General features: G+C 37.7%; 9 protein-coding genes. 6 read left to right on the top strand and 3 right to left on the bottom strand.

Translation table 11 applies throughout. From position 1 onward, the window contains the following. Window positions 1–58: 58 nt before the first annotated feature. The 3 genes from RIV7116_RS33900 to RIV7116_RS14855 all read left to right on the top strand — a co-directional run bounded on the left by RIV7116_RS33900 (window position 59) and on the right by RIV7116_RS14855 (window position 13,161). Window positions 59–4,918: an S-layer family protein gene (locus RIV7116_RS33900; protein WP_015119116.1), complete on the top strand. Its 4,860-nt coding sequence runs from the start codon at window positions 59–61 to the stop codon at window positions 4,916–4,918. Between the two features lie 360 nt (window positions 4,919–5,278). Beyond that, on the top strand, window positions 5,279–9,373 hold the full coding sequence (locus RIV7116_RS33895; RefSeq protein ID WP_015119115.1) for a filamentous hemagglutinin N-terminal domain-containing protein: 4,095 nt from the start codon (window positions 5,279–5,281) through the stop codon (window positions 9,371–9,373). A 119-nt stretch (window positions 9,374–9,492) separates the two neighbouring features. Next, window positions 9,493–13,161: a filamentous hemagglutinin N-terminal domain-containing protein gene (locus tag RIV7116_RS14855; RefSeq protein ID WP_015119114.1), complete on the top strand. Its 3,669-nt coding sequence runs from the start codon at window positions 9,493–9,495 to the stop codon at window positions 13,159–13,161. Window positions 13,162–13,288: 127 nt separating this feature from the next. Here the strand turns inward: RIV7116_RS14855 and RIV7116_RS36980 are convergent, their stop codons facing one another. The 3 genes from RIV7116_RS36980 to RIV7116_RS14840 all read right to left on the bottom strand — a co-directional run bounded on the left by RIV7116_RS36980 (window position 13,289) and on the right by RIV7116_RS14840 (window position 14,424). Next, complete coding sequence (locus RIV7116_RS36980; protein ID WP_232435805.1) at window positions 13,289–13,585, bottom strand: transposase; 297 nt, start codon at window positions 13,583–13,585, stop codon at window positions 13,289–13,291. A 249-nt stretch (window positions 13,586–13,834) separates the two neighbouring features. Continuing rightward, on the bottom strand, window positions 13,835–14,020 hold the full coding sequence (locus RIV7116_RS37620; protein ID WP_198287592.1) for a transposase: 186 nt from the start codon (window positions 14,018–14,020) through the stop codon (window positions 13,835–13,837). A gap of 146 nt (window positions 14,021–14,166) precedes the next feature. Further along, window positions 14,167–14,424 (bottom strand): hypothetical protein, encoded by a 258-nt coding sequence (locus tag RIV7116_RS14840; RefSeq protein WP_015119113.1) that lies wholly within the window; start codon window positions 14,422–14,424, stop codon window positions 14,167–14,169. A 628-nt stretch (window positions 14,425–15,052) separates the two neighbouring features. Here RIV7116_RS14840 and RIV7116_RS14835 point away from each other — a divergent pair. From RIV7116_RS14835 to RIV7116_RS14825, 3 genes are all read left to right on the top strand, one after another. Further along, entirely contained in the window at window positions 15,053–16,066 is a 1,014-nt protein-coding gene (locus tag RIV7116_RS14835; protein WP_015119112.1) for a hypothetical protein, read from the top strand. Between the two features lie 252 nt (window positions 16,067–16,318). Further along, on the top strand, window positions 16,319–16,861 hold the full coding sequence (locus tag RIV7116_RS14830; protein WP_044290959.1) for a response regulator: 543 nt from the start codon (window positions 16,319–16,321) through the stop codon (window positions 16,859–16,861). Between the two features lie 461 nt (window positions 16,862–17,322). Next, the gene (locus RIV7116_RS14825) at window positions 17,323–18,882 is read left to right on the top strand and encodes a mechanosensitive ion channel domain-containing protein (RefSeq protein WP_015119110.1); all 1,560 of its coding nucleotides are present in this window, start codon (window positions 17,323–17,325) and stop codon (window positions 18,880–18,882) included. The last annotated feature ends 165 nt before the right edge of the window (window positions 18,883–19,047 follow it).

Here is a 19,047-nt window from a genome sequence, read left to right as displayed (position 1 = left end):
ATAATTACTGTCATATTGAATATTATTAAAATCAATATAAATGCTTAGACATATATCGATGGAAGACATTTTAAACAAGTGCTTACAGTTAGGATTAGCGGGCATTGCTAGTTGCACAAATGTATTTTTAATTACAAAACCAGCCTTAGCGCAACAAAGTAATATCACTCCCGACAATACTTTGGGTGCAGAATCTTCTCGTTTAAACCGTAATGTGACTATTAACGGAATAAATGCAGACAAAATTGATGGGGGAGCGCGAAGGGATAGTAATTTATTCCACAGTTTCAGCGAGTTTAATATTAACGATGGGCAAGCAGTTTATTTTGCTAATCCCGAAGGTGTAGAGAATATATTGACTAGAGTAACGGGTGGGAATGCGTCGAATATTTTGGGAACTTTAGGGGTTGATGGTGCTGCGAATTTATTTTTAATTAATCCTAACGGAATTGTATTTGGTGAGAATGCCAGTTTGGATTTACAAGGTTCTTTTGTGGGAACAACTGCTTCGGGGTTACAGTTTGGTGAACAAGGTAATTTTAGTGCTACGAATCCGGGAATACCTGGTTCATTAACCGTTAATCCTTCGGCTTTATTTTTCAATCAAGTAGAAGCTAGTGGGGGAATTATTAATAAATCCCAAGCACCAGCAGGAATTAATCCCAATGGTGATGAAACAACTGGATTGAGAGTACCTGACGGTAAAAGTTTTTTACTCGTAGGAGGAGAGATTAATTTTGATGGTGGTAGATTAAGAGCTTATGAAGGAAATATTGAGTTAGCTTCTGTTACATCACCGGGAAGTGTTGGATTAGATATTTCTGGTAATACTTTCCGTTTAAATGTTCCCGAAGATGTGGAAAGAGGGGATATTTCTCTAGCTAATGAATCTGATATAAGCGTTTTAGGTGCTGGTGGGGGAAATTTTACGATTAATGCTCATAATTTAGAAATTTCCGATTCAATTATATTTGCTGGAATTGCTGAAAATTCAGATAATCCTAATGCACAAGCAGGGGATGTGAAGCTTGATGCGACAGGTTCGATTTCACTTAAAGATAGTGCTGTTATTGATAACAGTGTCTATAGTCAAGGAAATGCTGGTGATATTTTCCTCGAAGCATCTAATTCTGTATCTCTTGTAGATAGTATTATTGACAACAATATAGAAGCAGGGGGAGTTGGTAACGGGGGAAATATTAACATAAATTCTGGTTCGCTCTCCGTTACAGATGGCTCGGAAATTCAAGCTTTGCTTCGTAGTGCTGATGTTGAAAATAATCTCCCCGGAGGACAAGGTAATGCAGGTAATATTAATATTAATGTCCGCGATGCAGTTACTATTACTGGAGTTAAAGATGGATTTAACAGTGATATTTCTAGCTCCGTAGGGATTGGTGCTGTAGGAAATGCTGGTGATATCAATATTAATACTGGTTCCCTTTCTCTCGTTGAAGGTTCTGAGATAAATGCTAAAACCCTTGGACAAGGAAATGCAGGTAATATAACTGTTAATGCTCGTCAAAATATTTCTTTAGACGGCTCAGGTGATGTTACTTTTAGTGATGGTAGTAACGGTACTATATCTACTCGCATCATTAGTTCCGTAAATCCGGAAGCTGTAGGTAATTCTGGTAATATTCAACTAAATACTGGGACTTTTTCAGCTACCAATAAAGCTTTTATTGCTAACAGTATTGATGGGAAAGGGGATGCAGGAAATATTACTATTAATGCTCGTGATACCGTTAACTTGGTAGATAGTATTATTGCCAACAATATAGAAGCAGGAAGAATTGGTAAAGGGGGAAATATTAACATTACTGCTGGTTCGCTTTCCCTGACTGATAGTTCCGAAATTCAAGCCTTTCTTCGTGATGCAAATGTTGAGAAAAATCTCCCTGGTGGGCAAGGTAATGCAGGTAATATTAATATTAATGTCCGCGATGCAGTTACTATTTCTGGAATCAAAGACGGAAGAGCCAGTGCAATTTCTAGCTTCGTAGGGATTGGTGCTGTAGGAAATGCTGGTGATATCAATATTAATACTGGTTCCCTTTCTCTCGTTGAAGGTTCTGAGATAAATGCTAAAACCCTTGGACAAGGAAATGCAGGTAATATAACTGTTAATGCTCGTCAAAGTATTTCTTTAGATGGTTCGGGTGATGTTATTTTGACGGATGGTAGTAACGGTACTATACCTGCTCGCATCATTAGTTTCGTAAATCCAGAAGCAGTGGGTAATGCTGGTGAGATTCAATTAAACACTGGAACTCTTTCAGTTACTAATGAAGCTGCTATTAGTAGCAGTACTGCTGGGAAAGGGGACGCAGGGAATATTACCATTAATGCGAAAGATACCGTTACCTTTGACACTGGAGGTTATGCTAGCGGCACAGTTGCTACTGGTACAATCGGTAACGGAGGAGATATCCGGTTAACAACCAGAACCCTATCTTTAACAAATGGGGGTCAATTATCTAGTAATGTTGCAGGGAAAGGAAATGCAGGTAATATCTTTGTAGAAGCCCCCGATAGCGTGAAATTAGACGGAGTAGTTAGTAGTGGAATTAGTGGTATTCAAAGCAGCTTACTAACTGGAGGTGTGGGTAAAGGGGGAGATATTCAAATTACAACGGGGTTACTTTCCGTCACCAATGGTTCAGCGATATCTGCTACCACAGATGGACAAGGTGATGCAGGTAATATTAATATCAATGCTCGCGATAAAGTTAACTTGGATGGCTTTGATAGCAATATAGGACTTCGTTCTCAAGTCTCTACCGCTGGGGCTTCTAACAGTGTTGGTAATGGTGGGGATATTCGCATTACTACAGATGAATTGCTGTTGCAAAGTGGTGGTGATATCTCAAGCATTAATTTAGGAAATGGAAATTCAGGTAATATTTTCCTTGATGTGGGCGACACTATTACTTTTGATGGTAAAACTACTGGTAAGTTTACTGTACCAAGTAGTGCCAATACCTATGTAAATAATGGCAATGCAGGAAATATTGAGGTCAAAACTGGGTCGCTATTTTTAACAAATGGTGGTCAAATGAATGCTGCAGGGTTCCCAGAAGAGAATAGTAACAACGTCGCCAATGGTGGCAATATTATAATTAATGCCCGCGATAGTATCAAGTTTGATGGTGCAAATAGTGGCTTAGCTACCATCTTACTTTGGGGTAGAGGTAAAAGTGGAGATATCCAAATTACAACTGGGTCACTTTCTGTCACCAATGGCGGTGAATTATCTGCCTTTACAAATGCACGAGGAAATGCGGGTAATATAAATATTAATGCCCGCGATACTGTCACTTTTGATGGCGGCTCTGCCTTAAATATTGTTAGCTCAAATGCTATTGGTGATGGTGGAGATATCGAAATTACAACAAGTTCACTATTCTTAGATAACACTGGACTTATTGCTACTGGAACTTTAGGTAAGGGCGATGCAGGTAAGGTTAAAGTAGATGCAAGTGATTCTATTTCCTTATCTAACTCTAGCAGTATTGATAGCAATGTGCTTCCAGGAGGAGAAGGAATAGGTGGTACCATTGATATTGATACCCAAACCTTAACTTTAACAAGTGGTTCTCAAATTAGTGCTGCTGTATCTCGGGAATTTGGCAATCTTCCTGGTGGTAAAGGAAGGGGAGGAGAGATTAATATCAATTCTGCCGAATCTGTTACTCTTTCAGGTATTAGTCCTACAGGTGTTTCTAGTGGCATAATAGCTTTAACAGAAAGAGGTGCTTCTGGTGATGCTGGCAACATCAACGTCACCACAGGAGACTTTCGCGTTACAGATGGTGCCCTTGTAACAGCAACAACTTCTAACAATCGTAATGCTGGAGATATCACCATTAACGCCGATAACTTTGCAGCAGTCAATGGTGGACAAATTGTTAATAATACCCGCAGTAGTGGTGACGCTGGTATTATCACCCTCAATGTTAGAGATAGCGTTACCTTGTCTGGAAGCGATCCCAACTTTAGCGATCGACTAGCAGTAATTGAAGAACAAATAAAATCTCCTGATTCAACCGATAGAGTTAGCGATTTTCTGCTGATTGAAGAAGGTTCAGCCAGTGGCTTATTTGCCAGTACATCTGATGATTCTACAGGTCAAGGTGGTAGTATAATTATCGATCCGCGATTGGTAATTATCGAAAAAGGTGCAAAGGTATCGGTTGGTAGTAATGGAACTGGAGATGCAGGAGATATTACTTTAGAAGCAGGAACTCTTCAATTAAATAATGGTTTTATTGCCGCTCAAACAGCCAGCACTCAAGGTGGTAACATCAACTTACAAATAAGTGAATTACTATTACTCCGCAACGAAAGCCAAATCACCACAACCGCAGGAATTGCTCAAGCTGGTGGAGATGGAGGGAATATCGATATCAATTCTAAATTTATCGTTGTTATTCCCGAAGAAAACAGCGATATTACTGCCAACGCTTTTGAAGGAAGTGGTGGAAAAGTTAATATTACTTCTGAAGCTATTTTCGGTACTGAATCGCGTTCACAACCAACAGAAAAAAGCGATATTACCGCAAGTTCCCAAAGAGGAATTTCGGGTGAAACAAGTATTAATCAAGATGACACCAGTTCAATTCAAAACAGTTTCACCGAACTATCCCCAAACATCGACACCAACGCAATAATTGCTAACAGTTGCATCGCAAGAGGTAACAAGCGACAAGAAAATTCTTTTCGCAATATAGGCTCTGGAGGTTTACGAAGCGATCGCGCTGGGAATATTTTTGTTTCTAAATATGCAACTGGTAAAGTTAGAACTGTTGAAAGTAACAACCCAGTTTGGGAAAAAGGCGATCCAATTATTGAACCGAGCGGTTTGTATCGTTTGAAGAATGGGGAGTTGTTATTGAGTCGGGAATGTTCTAAATAGTTAATACCATCTCTTTATAAAGATACGCCGAATTTAGCCCGTGTAGACGGTGAATCTAGTTGGGGGTGTCGGTTTCCGTCCCCCAAACTAGTGTTACCCTAACGGGTCACTTCGTGAACGCGGAGCGTCTCCCGGAGGGAGATACCCGGAGGGGCTTTGTTTAGGTAGCCCCACTCTTATAGAGTGAGGGCGATTGAGCGCAGCCTCATACAGAATTGGTATAAGTATTTTTATCGGAGGTAACGAAAAACTGCACAAAAGTGTATTGCAATTATTTTATTGCTTAAGATTTGATTTATTTATTACCAGAAACAAAAGTTTCATTGGATATTCATAAAAGCAGTACCAGCATCGCATCCCATGATTAGAAAAAGTTATTTAAACAAGTGCTTACAGTTAGGATTAGCGGGCATTGCTAGTTGCACAAATGTATTTTTAATTACAAAACCAGCCTTAGCGCAACAAAGTAATATCACTCCCGATAACACTTTGGGTGCAGAATCTTCTCGTTTAAACCGTAATGTGACTATTAACGGAATAAATGCAGACAGAATTGATGGGGGAGCAAGACGGGATATTAATTTATTTCACAGCTTCAGCGAGTTTAATATTAACGATGGGCAAGCGGTTTATTTTGCTAATCCCGATGGGGTAGAGAATATATTGACTAGAGTAACGGGTGGGAATGCGTCGAATATTTTGGGAACTTTAGGGGTTGATGGTGCTGCGAATTTATTTTTAATTAATCCTAACGGAATTGTATTTGGTGAGAATGCCAGTTTGGATTTACAAGGTTCTTTTGTGGGAACAACTGCTTCGGGGTTACAGTTTGGTGAACAAGGTAATTTTAGTGCTACGAATCCGGAATTACCAGGTAATTTAACTATCAATCCTTCAGCTTTATTTTTCAATCAAGTACAAGCTAGTGGGGGAATTATTAATAAGTCTCAAGCAAGTGCAGGAATTAATCCCAATGGAAATAAAACCACTGGATTGAGAGTTCCTGATGGTAAAAGTTTATTGCTTGTGGGTGGGAATATTAATTTTGATGGTGGTAGATTGAGGGCTTATGAAGGAAATATTGAATTAGCTTCTGTTACATCACCGGGAAGTGTTGGATTAGATATTTCTGGTAATACTTTCCGTTTAAATGTTCCCGAAGATGTGGAAAGAGGGGATATTTCTCTAGCTAATGAATCTGATATAAGCGTTTTAGGTGCTGGTGGGGGAAATTTTACGATTAATGCTCGTAATTTAGAAATTTCCGATTCAATTATATTTGCTGGAATTGCTGAAAATTCAGATAATCCTAATGCACAAGCAGGGGATGTGAAGCTTGATGCTACAGGTTCTATTTTACTTAAAGATAGTGCTGTTATTGATAATAGTGTGTACAGTCAAGGAAATGCAGGTGATATATTCCTGCAAGCATCTAATTCTGTCTCTCTTGTAGATAGTGCTATTGCCAATGATATAGAAGCAGGGGCAGTTGGTAACGGGGGAAATATTAACATCACTGCTGGTTCGCTCTCCCTTACAGATGGCTCCGAAATTCAAGCTTTGCTTCGTGGTGCTGATGTTGAAAATAATCTCCCTGGTGGACAAGGTAATGCAGGTAATATTTTCCTCGAAGCATCTAATTCTATATCTCTTGTAGACAGGAGTCTTATTGTAAACAATATAGAAGCGGGAGGAGTTGGGAAAGGCGGAAATATTAATATCAAAGCTGCTTCTCTTTCCGTTACAGATGGTTCCTCAATTCAAGCCATCCTTGGTAATGCTGATGTTGAAAATAATCTCCCTGGAGGACAAGGTAATCTAGGAAATATAGATATTAATGTCCGCGATGCAGTTACTATTGCTGGAATAAAAGATGGATTTAATAGTGAAATTTTCAACTTTGTAGGAATCGGAGCTATAGGTAATGCTGGTGATATAAATATTAATACTGATTCCCTTTCTTTGGCTAATGGTTCTGAAATAAATGCTAAAACTTCTGGACAAGGAAATGCAGGTAATATAAATATTAATGCTCGTCAAAATATCTCCTTAGATGGTTCCGGTGATGTTATTTTGAGTGATGGAAGTAACGGTACCCTATTTACTCGCATCATTAATTCAGTAGATACAGGAGCTGTAGGTAATGCTGGTAATATTCAATTAAATACTGGTAATCTCTCAGTTACTAATGGAGCTTTTATTAGTAGTAGTACTAATGGTAAAGGTGATTCAGGGAATATTACTATTAATGCCAGCGATACCATTAGCTTTGACACAAACAGTTCTGTTGATACTCGAATTTTTACTGGTGGAATTGGTAAAGGAGGAGATATTCGAGTTAAAACTGGAACTATTACCTTAACAAATGGGAGTCAATTAGGTACAACTGTTACAGGAGAAGGAAATGCCGGTAATATCTTTGTTGAAGCCCGTGATGGTGTGAAATTAGACGGTTTTTTTAGTTCGCAATTCAACGGTGAACCTTTTGATAAGATTAGTGGTATTGAAAGCAACCTAGTAACTGGAGGTGTGGGAAAAGGAGGAGATATTCAAATTGTCACAAAATCACTTTCCGTTAGCGATCGAGCCAGTATATCTGCTACCTCAGGTGGACAAGGGGATGCTGGAAATATAAACATTAATGTCACTGATACCGCTACTTTTGATAATTTAGGAAATGCTAGTAGCGTATTTGCTTCTGATGGTGTGGGGAATGGTGGTACAATCCGCATTACAGCAGGTGAATTGCTGTTAACAAGTGGTGGTAATATCTCTACTAATAATAATGGGCAGGGAAATGCGGGTGATGTTTTTCTTGATGTTCGCGATACAATCAGTTTTGATGGTGTAGCTAATAATGGTTTACCCAGCGGTGTAAAGACTTTTGCATCTAATGGTGATTCAGGTGATGTTGATGTAAAAACCAGCTCGCTACTTTTAACAAATACTGCTCAAATAAGTACGATTGGAGCTGGGCAAGAGAATAGTAATAATATTGCCAATGGTGGGGATATTAAAATTGATGCTCGCGATACTATCAAGCTTGATGGTGTAAATACTGCTTTGATAAGTAGTTTACTTAGGGGTATAGGTAAAGGTGGAGATATTCAAATCGCAACAGGTTCACTTTCTGTTACTGATGGTGCTCAAATATCTGCCTACACAAGTGGACGAGGAGATGCCGGTAATATCAATATCAATGCTAGGGATACCGTTACTTTTGATGGTATCGGAAGCAATAATTTTTTTAGTAGCGCCAATAGTGCAGTTCTTTCCAATGCTGTAGGTAACGGTAGCAATATCACAATTAATACAAAAAAACTATTTGTCACAAATGGTGCTTTACTCAATACCTTCAGTTTCGGACAAGGTAATGCTGGTAATATATTTATTAATGCGATTGATTCAATTATCCTTGATGGTGTTGGTAATAACAATATACCAGGTGGCATACAAACTTTTACATTTAACAATGGTGATGCTGGGGAGATTCAGTTAACAACTGGATTACTTTCTGTAACCAATGGTGCTCAAATTATTACTTCCACAAATGGGGAAGGTGATGCAGGTAAGATTAAAATTAATGCTCGCGATCGGATTATTTTTGACGGTGTTGGTAACAGTGGTCCAAGTGGTGCTTTTAGTACGGTAGAGTCTAATGGGGTAGGCAATGCTGGTGATATTGAACTGACAACCGGTACTTTATCTATAAGTAATGATGCAATAGTATCGGTTGCTAGCCTTGGGAAAGAAGATGCAGGAGATATTACTTTACAAGCAGGAACTCTTCAATTAAATAACGGTTTTATCACTGCTCAAACAGCAAGCACCAAAGGTGGAAATATTGATTTACAAATAAGCGAATTATTATTACTCCGGAACGGGAGCAGAATCACCACAACAGCAGGAAACCAACAATTTGGGGGAGATGGTGGAAATATTGATATTAATTCCAAATTTATCGTTTCTATTCCCTCAGAAAACAGCGACATCACCGCGAATGCTTATCTAGGTAACGGTGGAAGAGTTAATATTAATAGTAACGGTATTTTTGGAATTGAAACTCAACCAAGTTTAACTAACAAAAGCGATATTACAGCAAGTTCCGAAGAGGCTATTGCAGGTGAAACAAATATCAACACAGACGATACCAGTTCAATTCAAAACAGTTTCACCGAACTATCTCCTAATATCGACACCGATGCAATAATTGCTAACAGTTGCATTTCAAGAGGTAACAAGCGACAAGAAAACTCTTTTCGCAATATAGGCTCTGGTGGTTTACGAAGCGATCGCGCTGGGAATATTTTTGTTTCTAAATATGCAACTGGTGAAGTTAGAACTGTTGAAAGTAACAACCCAGCTTGGAAAAAAGGCGATGCGATTGTTGAGCCTCAAGGATTGTATCGCTTGAAGAATGGAGAGTTGTTATTGAGTCGGGAATGTTCCGATTAATATCGCTGAACTTTGCACAAAAGTGTATTGCAATTATTATCTTACTTAGGATTTGATGTACTTGTTACGAAAACAACAAGTATCATTACTATTAAATTCATAAGTATAAAAGCGTATACATGCCGATAAAATATAGTTTTTACGAGCGATTACGATTCACATTGGCAGGAATCACCGGCTGCATAGGTGTACTTTTAATTACAGATTCAGCCTTAGCGCAACAAAGTAATATCATCCCCGACAATACTTTAGGTAGAGAAAATTCTCGTTTAAATCGCAACGTTGAGATTAAAGGAATAAATGCAGACAAAATTGATGGTGGAGCCAGACGCAATATTAATTTATTCCACAGCTTCAGCGAGTTTAATATTAACGATGGGCAAGCGGTTTATTTTGCTAATCCCGATGGGGTAGAGAATATATTGACGCGGGTGACTGGTGAGAATGCATCGAATATTTTCGGAACTTTGGGAGTTGATGGTGCTGCGAATTTATTTTTGATTAACCCGTCGGGAATTGTATTTGGAGAGAATGCCAGTTTAGATTTACAAGGTTCTTTTGTGGGAACTACTGCTTCGGGTTTACAGTTTGGCGAGCAAGGTAATTTCAGCGCTACAAATCCACAAACACCTGGTAATTTAACCGTCAATCCTTCGGCTTTGTTTTTTAATCAAGTAGAAGCTAGTGGGGGAATTATTAATAAATCCCAAGCACCCGCAGGAATAAATCCAGAAGAAAATGAAACTACAGGATTGAGAGTTCCTGATGGAAAAAGTTTGTTGCTGGTGGGGGGTAATATCAACTTTGATGGTGGTAGATTGAGGGCTTATGAAGGAAATATTGAATTAGCTTCTGTATCTGCACCGGGAACTGTTGACTTAGATATTGCTGGTGATAGTTTTAGTTTAAATATTCCCCAAGATGTGGAACGAGGGGATGTTTCTCTAACAAATATAGCCGCTGTAAGTGTTTTTGGTGCGGGTGGGGGAAATTTTGTAATTAATGCTCGTAATTTGGAGATTTCTAACTCATCTATATTTGCTGGAATTGGTAAAAATTCAGAAAATTCAGACGTACAAGCAGGAGATGTGAATCTCAATGCTACGGGTTCAATTGAAGTTAATAATGATGCTGATATTGATAACAGTGTCTACAGTCAAGGAAATACTGGTGATATATTCCTAAAAGCATCTAATTCTGTCTCTCTTGTAGATAGTTTAATTTCCAATAATATAGAAGCGGGAGGAGTTGGTAAAGGGGGAAATATTAATATAAATTCTGGTTCGCTCTCCGTTACAGATGGTTCCGAAATTCAAGCCATCCTTCGTGATACTGATGTTGAAAATAATCTCCCTGGTGGACAAGGTAATGCAGGTAATATTAATCTTAATGTCCGCGATGCAGTTACCATTGCTGGAATTAAAGATGGATTTAACAGTGATATTTCTAGCTTCGTAGGGATTGGTGCTGTAGGTAATGCTGGTGATATCAATCTTAATACTGGTTCCCTTTCTCTGGCTGGAGGTTCTGAGATAAATGCTAAAACCTTTGGACAAGGAAATGCTGGTAATATAACTGTTAATGCTCGTCAAAATATTTCTTTAGACGGCTCAGGTGATATTACTTTGACTGATGGAATTAACGGTACTTTATTTACTCGCATCATTAGTTCCGTAAATCCGGAAGCTGTAGGTAATGCTGGTAATATTCAACTAAACACTGGGACTTTTTCAGCTACCAATGGAGCTTTGATTAGTAACAGTATTAGTGGAAAAGGCAATGCAGGTAATATTACCATTAATGCTCGCTATGCAGTTACTTTTGACACTCGTGGCTATGCTGAGAGCAGTATTTTTAGTGGTGCAGTTGGCAAAGGAGGAGATATTCGGGTAACAAGCGGAACCCTATCTTTAACAAATGGAGGTCAATTATCTACCAATGTTTTTGGGGAAGGGAATGCAGGAAATATTTTTGTTGAAGCCCGCGATAGCGTGAAATTAGATGGAATAGTTAGTAATAGAATTACTAGTATTCAAAGCGACTTAATATCTCAAAGTGTGGGTAAAGGAGGAGATATTCAAATCACAACAGGGTTACTTTCTGTCACCAATGGGGCAGCAATATCTGCCATCACAAATGGGCAAGGAGATGCAGGGAATATCACTATCAATGCCAGTGATAAAGTTAACTTTGATGGCTTTGATACCAATACAGGATTTCCTTCTCAAGTTTCTACCGTTGGGGGTTCTAAAAGTATTGGTAATGGTGGGGATATCCAGATTACCACAGGTGAATTGCTGTTTAAAAGTGGTGGTTTGATCTCAACTATTAACTTTGGAGAGGGAAATGCAGGTAATATTTTCCTTGATGTGGGCGACACCATTACTTTCGATGGACTAGGCAGTAGTAAGTTTCCTATACCAAGTAACGCAACTAGTGCTGTATCTAATGGTAATGGAGGAAATATTGAAGTAAAAACTGGGTCGCTATTTTTAACAAATGGTGGTGTAATGAGTGCCGGAGCTTGGCCAGATGAAAATAGTAACGAGATTGCCAATGGTGGCAGCATTATAATTAACGCCCGCGATCGTATCAAGTTTGATGGAAAAGATAGTAGCTTATCTACTAACCTAATTAGGGGTGCAGGTAAAGGAGGAGACATTCAAATTACAACTGGGTCACTTTCTGTTACTAATGGTGCTGTATTATTTGCTGCAACATCTGGCCAAGGGGATGCAGGTAATATCAAGATTAATTCCCGCGATACCGTTACTTTTGATAAAGGAAGCTTTGCTTCTACCGAAGTTAACTCAAATGCTATTGGTGATGGTGGAGATATCCAAATCACAACAGGCTCCCTATTCTTAGATAACGACGGATTTTTCTCTACTGGAACCTCAGGTAAGGGAGATGCAGGTAAGGTTAAAGTAGATGCTGCTGATTCCATTGCCTTATCCAACTCTAGCCAGATTACCAGCAATGTGTTTACAGGAGGAGAAGGAAAAGGTGGTGCAATTGATCTCGATACCCAAACCCTGACATTAACCGGTGGTTCTACAATTTCTGCTAGTAGCAATGGTACGGGGGGTGCAGGGAATATCGAAGTGCAAGCAGGCATTATCAAACTAGACAATAGCAGTATCTTTGCACAAACAGCCGCCACTCAAGGTGGGAATATTACCTTAAACGTAAGTGAAAAATTAGTATTGCGTAACAGTAGTCAAATTTCCACCACCGCAGGAATTGCTCAAGCTGGTGGAGATGGAGGGAATATCGATATAAATTCTAAATTTATCGTTGTTATTCCCGAAGAAAACAGCGATATTACTGCCAATGCTTTTGAAGGAAGTGGCGGAAAAGTTAATATTACTTCTGAAGCTATTTTCGGTATTGAATCCCGTTCACAACCAACAGAAAAAAGCGATATTACCGCAAGTTCCCAAAGAGGAATTTCGGGTGAAACAAGTATTAATCAAGATGATACCAGTTCAATTCAAAACAGCTTTACCGGACTTTCTCCAAATATAGATACCGACGCAATAATTGCTAACAGTTGTATTGCACGTGGTAACAAGCGACAAGAAAACTCTTTGCGGATTACAGGCTCTGGTGGTTTACGAAGCGATCGCGCTGGGAATATTTTTGTTTCTAAATATGCAACTGGTAAAGTTAGAACTGTTGAAAGTAAAAATCAAAGCTGGAAAAAAGGAGATCCAATTGTTGAACCAAGCGGTTTGTATCGGTTGAAAAATGGGGAGTTGTTATTGAGTCGGGAATGTTCTGGTTAATTATATATTTTTGCAGCCTCGTAACGCTGAGTTTTTTATAGAACCCCGAATGGGATCTATGTAACCAGTGGCGAGTCTTTTAAGCATCAATCGGACAAAACAAAGATTAATCTTGGTGGTAGAATTATCAAGGGTTCGCATCATTGTTCTTGACTAAACTTTTACATCTCTCCATCCAAGAATTGCTTCTTTCAATAACCCACCTTGCTTTGACTGGAACAAAACCTGTTTTTCCTTCTTTCTGTTTTTGGGTTTTGGATGGTTTGGGTGATAATTTAAATCTAATTTTGGTCATTATCTGGGGATAAACTTTTTTCAACTCTTCCTCTAATTTTTCAGGATGATATCCGTTGTCAAGAAGGATGGTAATTTTAGGAATATTGACAGGTTTAGACTTGAAATAATCAATATTATCTGAGAGCATTTCAATTAGTCCCTTGTCATCGGAGACCGATGCTTTGGTGCAGTGAGTAAAAAAAAGGAAATCCCAAAGTATCTACGGCTAAGTGTCTTTTAATACCATTTGTCGATTTGTAGAAGCAAAAACCTTTAGATTCTTTACTAGCATTACAAGTATTCTTTACCGCTTGTGAGTCAATAATTATTAAGGTTGTCCATAAGGGTTTTTTTAACCTGCTGCCGTACTTGTTCGTGCAGAACATCTCTTATATCCTCAATTATTCCTTGTTCTCGCCACTGTTTGTAATGCCAAAATACAGTTGAGTATGGGGGTAAGTATGCAGGGTAAATCAGACCAATTACAACCATTTTTTAGTTGATAGAGAACCCCATCTAAAATTTTTCTCTTACTCCATGTTGGAGGTTTAGTTCTTTTCTTCTGATTGTTGGAGAGGTTCAATAATTTCCCACTCTTTATCCGTTAAACTACTTGAATAGCCCATTGTCTTTTAATTTACTCAAGTTGTGGCAAAGGGCGTTCTGCTTGCAGCAGCGCTTCGCTATCGCATTACTGAATGTGTATTTGATAATCACCATTTAGGATTATTATACCGGAGAATGTAAAGATACCTTCCGGGGTTCTATAGCTAAATCTTGTTGTTCAAAATCACCTTTTACATCTAATAGCAACCTATCAAGACTATCTTCGCGATCCGATGTCAAAGGTGATTGATAATTTGGATAGGTTTGATTTGAAGATTTTAGTGGTTTTGATGATTCTGGTAATGGTTTTGCTTTCGCTTTCCCTCCAGGACTTTCATATTCTTCTTTTAAATCAGATAATATTTTGTCAATTGAATCCATTGTCTTAATATCTTATAAGAGGCTGGGTTTGGTTATAGGCTTGGTTATATATTATGTCACTGTTGTTAACCTGAAGTTCCCCTTTGACAAAAAATGAAACGTATGTATAGCAAGGCTTGCAGAAATTTTGAGCCTGGGCTTACTGGGTACAATTGAGGTGAGTATTAAGTAAATCTATAGCGTTTTGTGATGTTTACGCACATTCAATATACATGAATAGAATTTTCTCATATTTATTTGCATAAAAGATTAAGAAAATCTTGAAATACATGGGTACAGTATTTTAAGGATAAAATTAGCAAACCCTTATCCGTTAAAGCTTTGACCCCTATTTAGTACATATCCTCCGGGGGAACTTCAGGTTAAATACAGAATTGTGATTCAGAAATATTTTGTATTTAAGTTCACATTTTTTGCGGAATCTTCAATATCACATCTGTAACTAATACCATCGAAGAAAAATACAATTGATTAAAACTTTTTCTAGTTGATTCTAATGTAACTTTTATAGGAATTGAATCTCTTTTAAAAAGTTTTAAGAATCTAATTTATTTTACTTGGATAAAACTGATATAAGGAAAATATTTGATTTTTTAATCAGTTATAAACAATTTGAAAGGAAGTAAGCATGGCTTATAAAAAAGTTCAGTTCATTGCACATTGTATTTACACTGCACCAAAAAGTATTAGCGGTGATAAACAAAAATATGTAGGGTTAAGCAAAACATCTGATGATATTAAAGCAAGAGTCGAATTAGTAGGTAAAGTAATCGACGGTGCTCGAACAAACAGCAAGACTGAACAGAAAGATTCAGAGACTTTGAAAATATTTATGATACCGGAATTCTTTTTCCGAGGAGAGACGGGTGCATATGATATGGATGATGTGCAAACGGTAGTCAGTTCCTTGCAAACATTAGTTAAAGGACCTGAATGGAAAGATTGGATTTTTGTATTTGGAAGTATCTTAGGAAAATCATTTCAAACTAAACTCGCAGGATTTTGGGCAAGCCTTTTTGGTCATAAAGATGTTATTGATATCGGTAAATCTATTGAAGGATACAACTTTGTCTTAGTTCAAAAAGGCGGTTTTGGTGACGGTGAAGGTGCAGGTCCGGCTGCTGCAAAAGCCATTCTCAAAGAACACAAGTCAACTCTGGACTTTATTAAGAAGGACAAAAGCGTTGGAGGTATTATTTGGGAACGCGTAGATCACTTGACCCCATTTAAAGAGTATGGAACAGCCTCAGAGGAGCAGATAAAGAGTTACGATGGTTCTTCTATATTTAAAATAGACGATATTACTTTTGGATTAGAAGTTTGTCTCGATCATGACAAAAAACGCCTCAAAGGTTCAAAGAATTGCCCTCCAATTGACATACAATTAGTACCTTCCTGCGGTTCGTATATCAAAGACGATGCTATTGTTGCCAAAAAAGGTGGTTATATTTTTAACTGCGATGGCTACGCTAATTATGACACCCACAGCCTTGGATACAATAGTCAAGTCAAGAAAATTGGAACTGGAGATATTGACACATTTGATACCCCAATAAACATTGGTAATGTGCAAATCGACTCAATATATGCAAAAGGTGCGGGTACACTCCGTATCTATCCAGCACAAGATTTACCAGCATAAGTATTCCCTAGGCGATCGCGCTTAATAAGATTTTGAGTATCATAGTGCGATTAGCTTTGCAAATAATCAGGACTTACGCTAATCGTTCTTTCTTATAGTCAATAAATCTAAAAAGATAAAAGATGATCAACATAAATTGTTGGGAGTAACGGCTAAAAGCTTAACATCAACTAAGGTTCAAATTATATGTTCAATTATCCACAGAAATTTGCATCATCATTAAAAATTAATCTTCTTTCAGACTCAACAAATATGGATTTTCAATTTTCCCCAGACAAAGCAACTAAAACAACTAAAACAGTTCTTATTGCCGATGAAGAACCCGAAGTCAGAGATGCCTTATCAGTTGCAGTTCGGCGATGGGCACAAGAAGAACAAAGAAACCTAGACACAATTATGGTTGAAAATGGTCAGAGAGCAGTAGATTACATCAAACAAGTAAAGAAGCAAAATTCACCACCATTTTTGATAATTCTTGACTTGCGTATGCCTAATATAAATGGACTAGAAACAGCCAGACTCATCAACAAGCTTTGTCCGGAAATACCCATAATCATTACTGCATCATATGATGAAATTGATGAACAATTAATCCAAGAAGCGGATGATTTTGCTAATCAAAACTCTCACATAGGTTTCATTGTTCGTACTAAAAGCTCTCCTCTATTAAAAGTAGCCTTGGAATTTGAAATTAGGAAACTATTCTCTTTACAACAAGAGTACGAGGAAGAAAATATCAATTTATTCTTTAATTTAAAAGGAAGGCTTAGTAATCTGTTAATAAAAGCATTTTGAGATTAATAGCAAGTAACGTTAATAAACGTAAAAATATTTAAATAAATAATATTATGTACAAGTACTTAATATTATTTACATTTCCCATTGTGTTATTCAGCTACACTCCATTAATCAATGGCAAAGGGTTAATAATTTAAATAATTAATTAATTATTTTTGAAATATACAAATATTTTTGCATAAATACTTATTTACGGGGAACATCCCAATTTTACAAATTTACTAAGATACGGGTTGTTATTGTGTTCTTTGAAAAAGTTCCCGTAGGGTATGAAGCGTAGCGAAGTGTTACCGAGTGGTAGCAATCGCAACACTTAGACTTTACACGTTTACGTAGTATAGCGCTAGCTAACGTAATGACAAAATATATTTTTCTACATTTGAGATCCTCCCTATTTACGTAGCAAGCTATCTCAACAAAATAATTAGTTATTTGAATGATTTTAAGTGAATGATTTTATGAAATTACTGGCACCCAGAAATATGTTTAAATTTGAAGTTGGTAACAGAAGTCGAATTAGTAAAAAAAATCTTGTGAATGCAGATAAACGACAAAAAAATAATCTTATAAAAACCTCTATTTTTACCATAGGAATACTAGCAAGTCTTAACTTAGTCAGTTGTGGCAAAAAAGATGACACCTCCCCTAGGATAAGTAATTCATCCCCATCAATTTCTCAGAATGAGAATAAGAATGAATTTGAAACTAAGAGTAAACTTAAACAAACACTACTTTGTGAATCAAACAACAATCTTGTAGCTTCTTTTGAAACAAAACAATATTTGATTCATATCTGTCGTCAGGGAAACCAATCATTTTTTATTAGACAGCAAAAATCAGCATCCGAACAATTAATTCGGCTTCCTGCTGTTTGGAATCAAAAAACTAGAGCTTTTTCAGCTAATAGTGGCAATACTATCTATGCTATTAATGGAACAGGCTTAATGGTTTGGCAAGACGGTAATCAAATCCTGGCAGACCCTATAATCAATGACTCTAGCTCAAAGTCCACATTTTTAGAATACCTTAATTGGCAAGAAATATACAAATTTATCGGTGATAACATAGGAAAAATACTTAAGGCTATCGCCGCAGGAATACCTATAAGTGCTTTATATATCTTTAGTAAACCCTATATTCATAAATTAGGCAGCAATGGTAGAGCGATCGCTTATGTGGTTAGTATAGTTGCTTGGCCTGGTATTACAGTTGCTTGTCTTGCGATCGCTGAAATTCCCCTAGGTTTACTTGCTCCCTTGGCTGGTGCCTTAGCTCTTGGTTTTTCTTTTGGTGCCAAGCAAGTCGTCGAAAATGCGGCTACCGTCGCCTTAAATTTACGGGATGATGTTTATGAGGTAGACGATATCATTGGCTTCTCTGGCGATGATGATTTTTATCAAGTTAATGCAATTAAGACTTCTAGTGTTAAACTCCTCTCTGTGGGAGCAAATGCAGGTCGGATCCTGAATATATCACCTAGCGTGCTAGCACAGAAGGAATTTGTTAACTATACCCAAAATGGTTCTGGAACCTTATGTAAATGGACTTTCCCAATTTCCCTAAAAGCCCAAGTAGCCCAACCTGGTAAGGGAGATATAAATAGGATGGAAGATGCATTACTCAGAGCTGCCAAAGAAGTCCAAGCTTGGATTATTCACAATACTAAACATCCCGAAGCTAAAGCCAGTTTTGCCGCTCAAGCAACTAAAGATAGCGGTCGTCAGGATATTCCTGCTGGGGTATTTTTAACTAAAGTAGAAAAATTTATTCATCACTATGTCATTGCTCTCTGGGTTCCAGGTATCGAAATGTACAGAGTATCTTCTATCAGCAATGAGCTACTTCATCATGCCTGGTACTATGTGGTCGAGCATCATAACCTAGAATTAGCTACACTCAACACTGTAGACGATACAGATATTGTGGAAGCAACTCAAGCGATCGCTAAATCTCTCAGAGAAGGATTGGGTAAGGTGCATGATTTGAATGAAACTGAGTATGTTAAGGCTACAACTTAACTTTCTTTTGGAATTGATTATTTACAAACTATTAATTCCCTTGTAAATAATCAATCCCAGCTTCTAACCTTGAAGGATAACTGATATCTTGCACCATTCTTGATTAGCCCCAAAACCCACCTTGTAAGCCGAAGGCTTTCTCGCAGAGAAATAAATTTCAAGGCT

The organism is Rivularia sp. PCC 7116 (assembly GCF_000316665.1).
Taxonomy (GTDB): domain Bacteria; phylum Cyanobacteriota; class Cyanobacteriia; order Cyanobacteriales; family Nostocaceae; genus Rivularia.
This window is presented reverse-complemented; position numbering and strand designations above follow the sequence as displayed.

What these genes read in the sequence shown, in the direction of transcription:
- RIV7116_RS33900 (WP_015119116.1), top strand. Translation starts at nt 59, where the DNA reads ATGGAAGACATTTTAAACAAGTGCTTACAGTTAGGATTAGCGGGCATT.
- RIV7116_RS33895 (WP_015119115.1), top strand. Translation starts at nt 5,279, where the DNA reads ATGATTAGAAAAAGTTATTTAAACAAGTGCTTACAGTTAGGATTAGCG.
- RIV7116_RS14855 (WP_015119114.1), top strand. Translation starts at nt 9,493, where the DNA reads ATGCCGATAAAATATAGTTTTTACGAGCGATTACGATTCACATTGGCA.
- RIV7116_RS36980 (WP_232435805.1), bottom strand. Translation starts at nt 13,585, where the DNA reads ATGCTCTCAGATAATATTGATTATTTCAAGTCTAAACCTGTCAATATT.
- RIV7116_RS14840 (WP_015119113.1), bottom strand. Translation starts at nt 14,424, where the DNA reads ATGGATTCAATTGACAAAATATTATCTGATTTAAAAGAAGAATATGAA.
- RIV7116_RS14835 (WP_015119112.1), top strand. Translation starts at nt 15,053, where the DNA reads ATGGCTTATAAAAAAGTTCAGTTCATTGCACATTGTATTTACACTGCA.
- RIV7116_RS14830 (WP_044290959.1), top strand. Translation starts at nt 16,319, where the DNA reads ATGGATTTTCAATTTTCCCCAGACAAAGCAACTAAAACAACTAAAACA.
- RIV7116_RS14825 (WP_015119110.1), top strand. Translation starts at nt 17,323, where the DNA reads ATGAAATTACTGGCACCCAGAAATATGTTTAAATTTGAAGTTGGTAAC.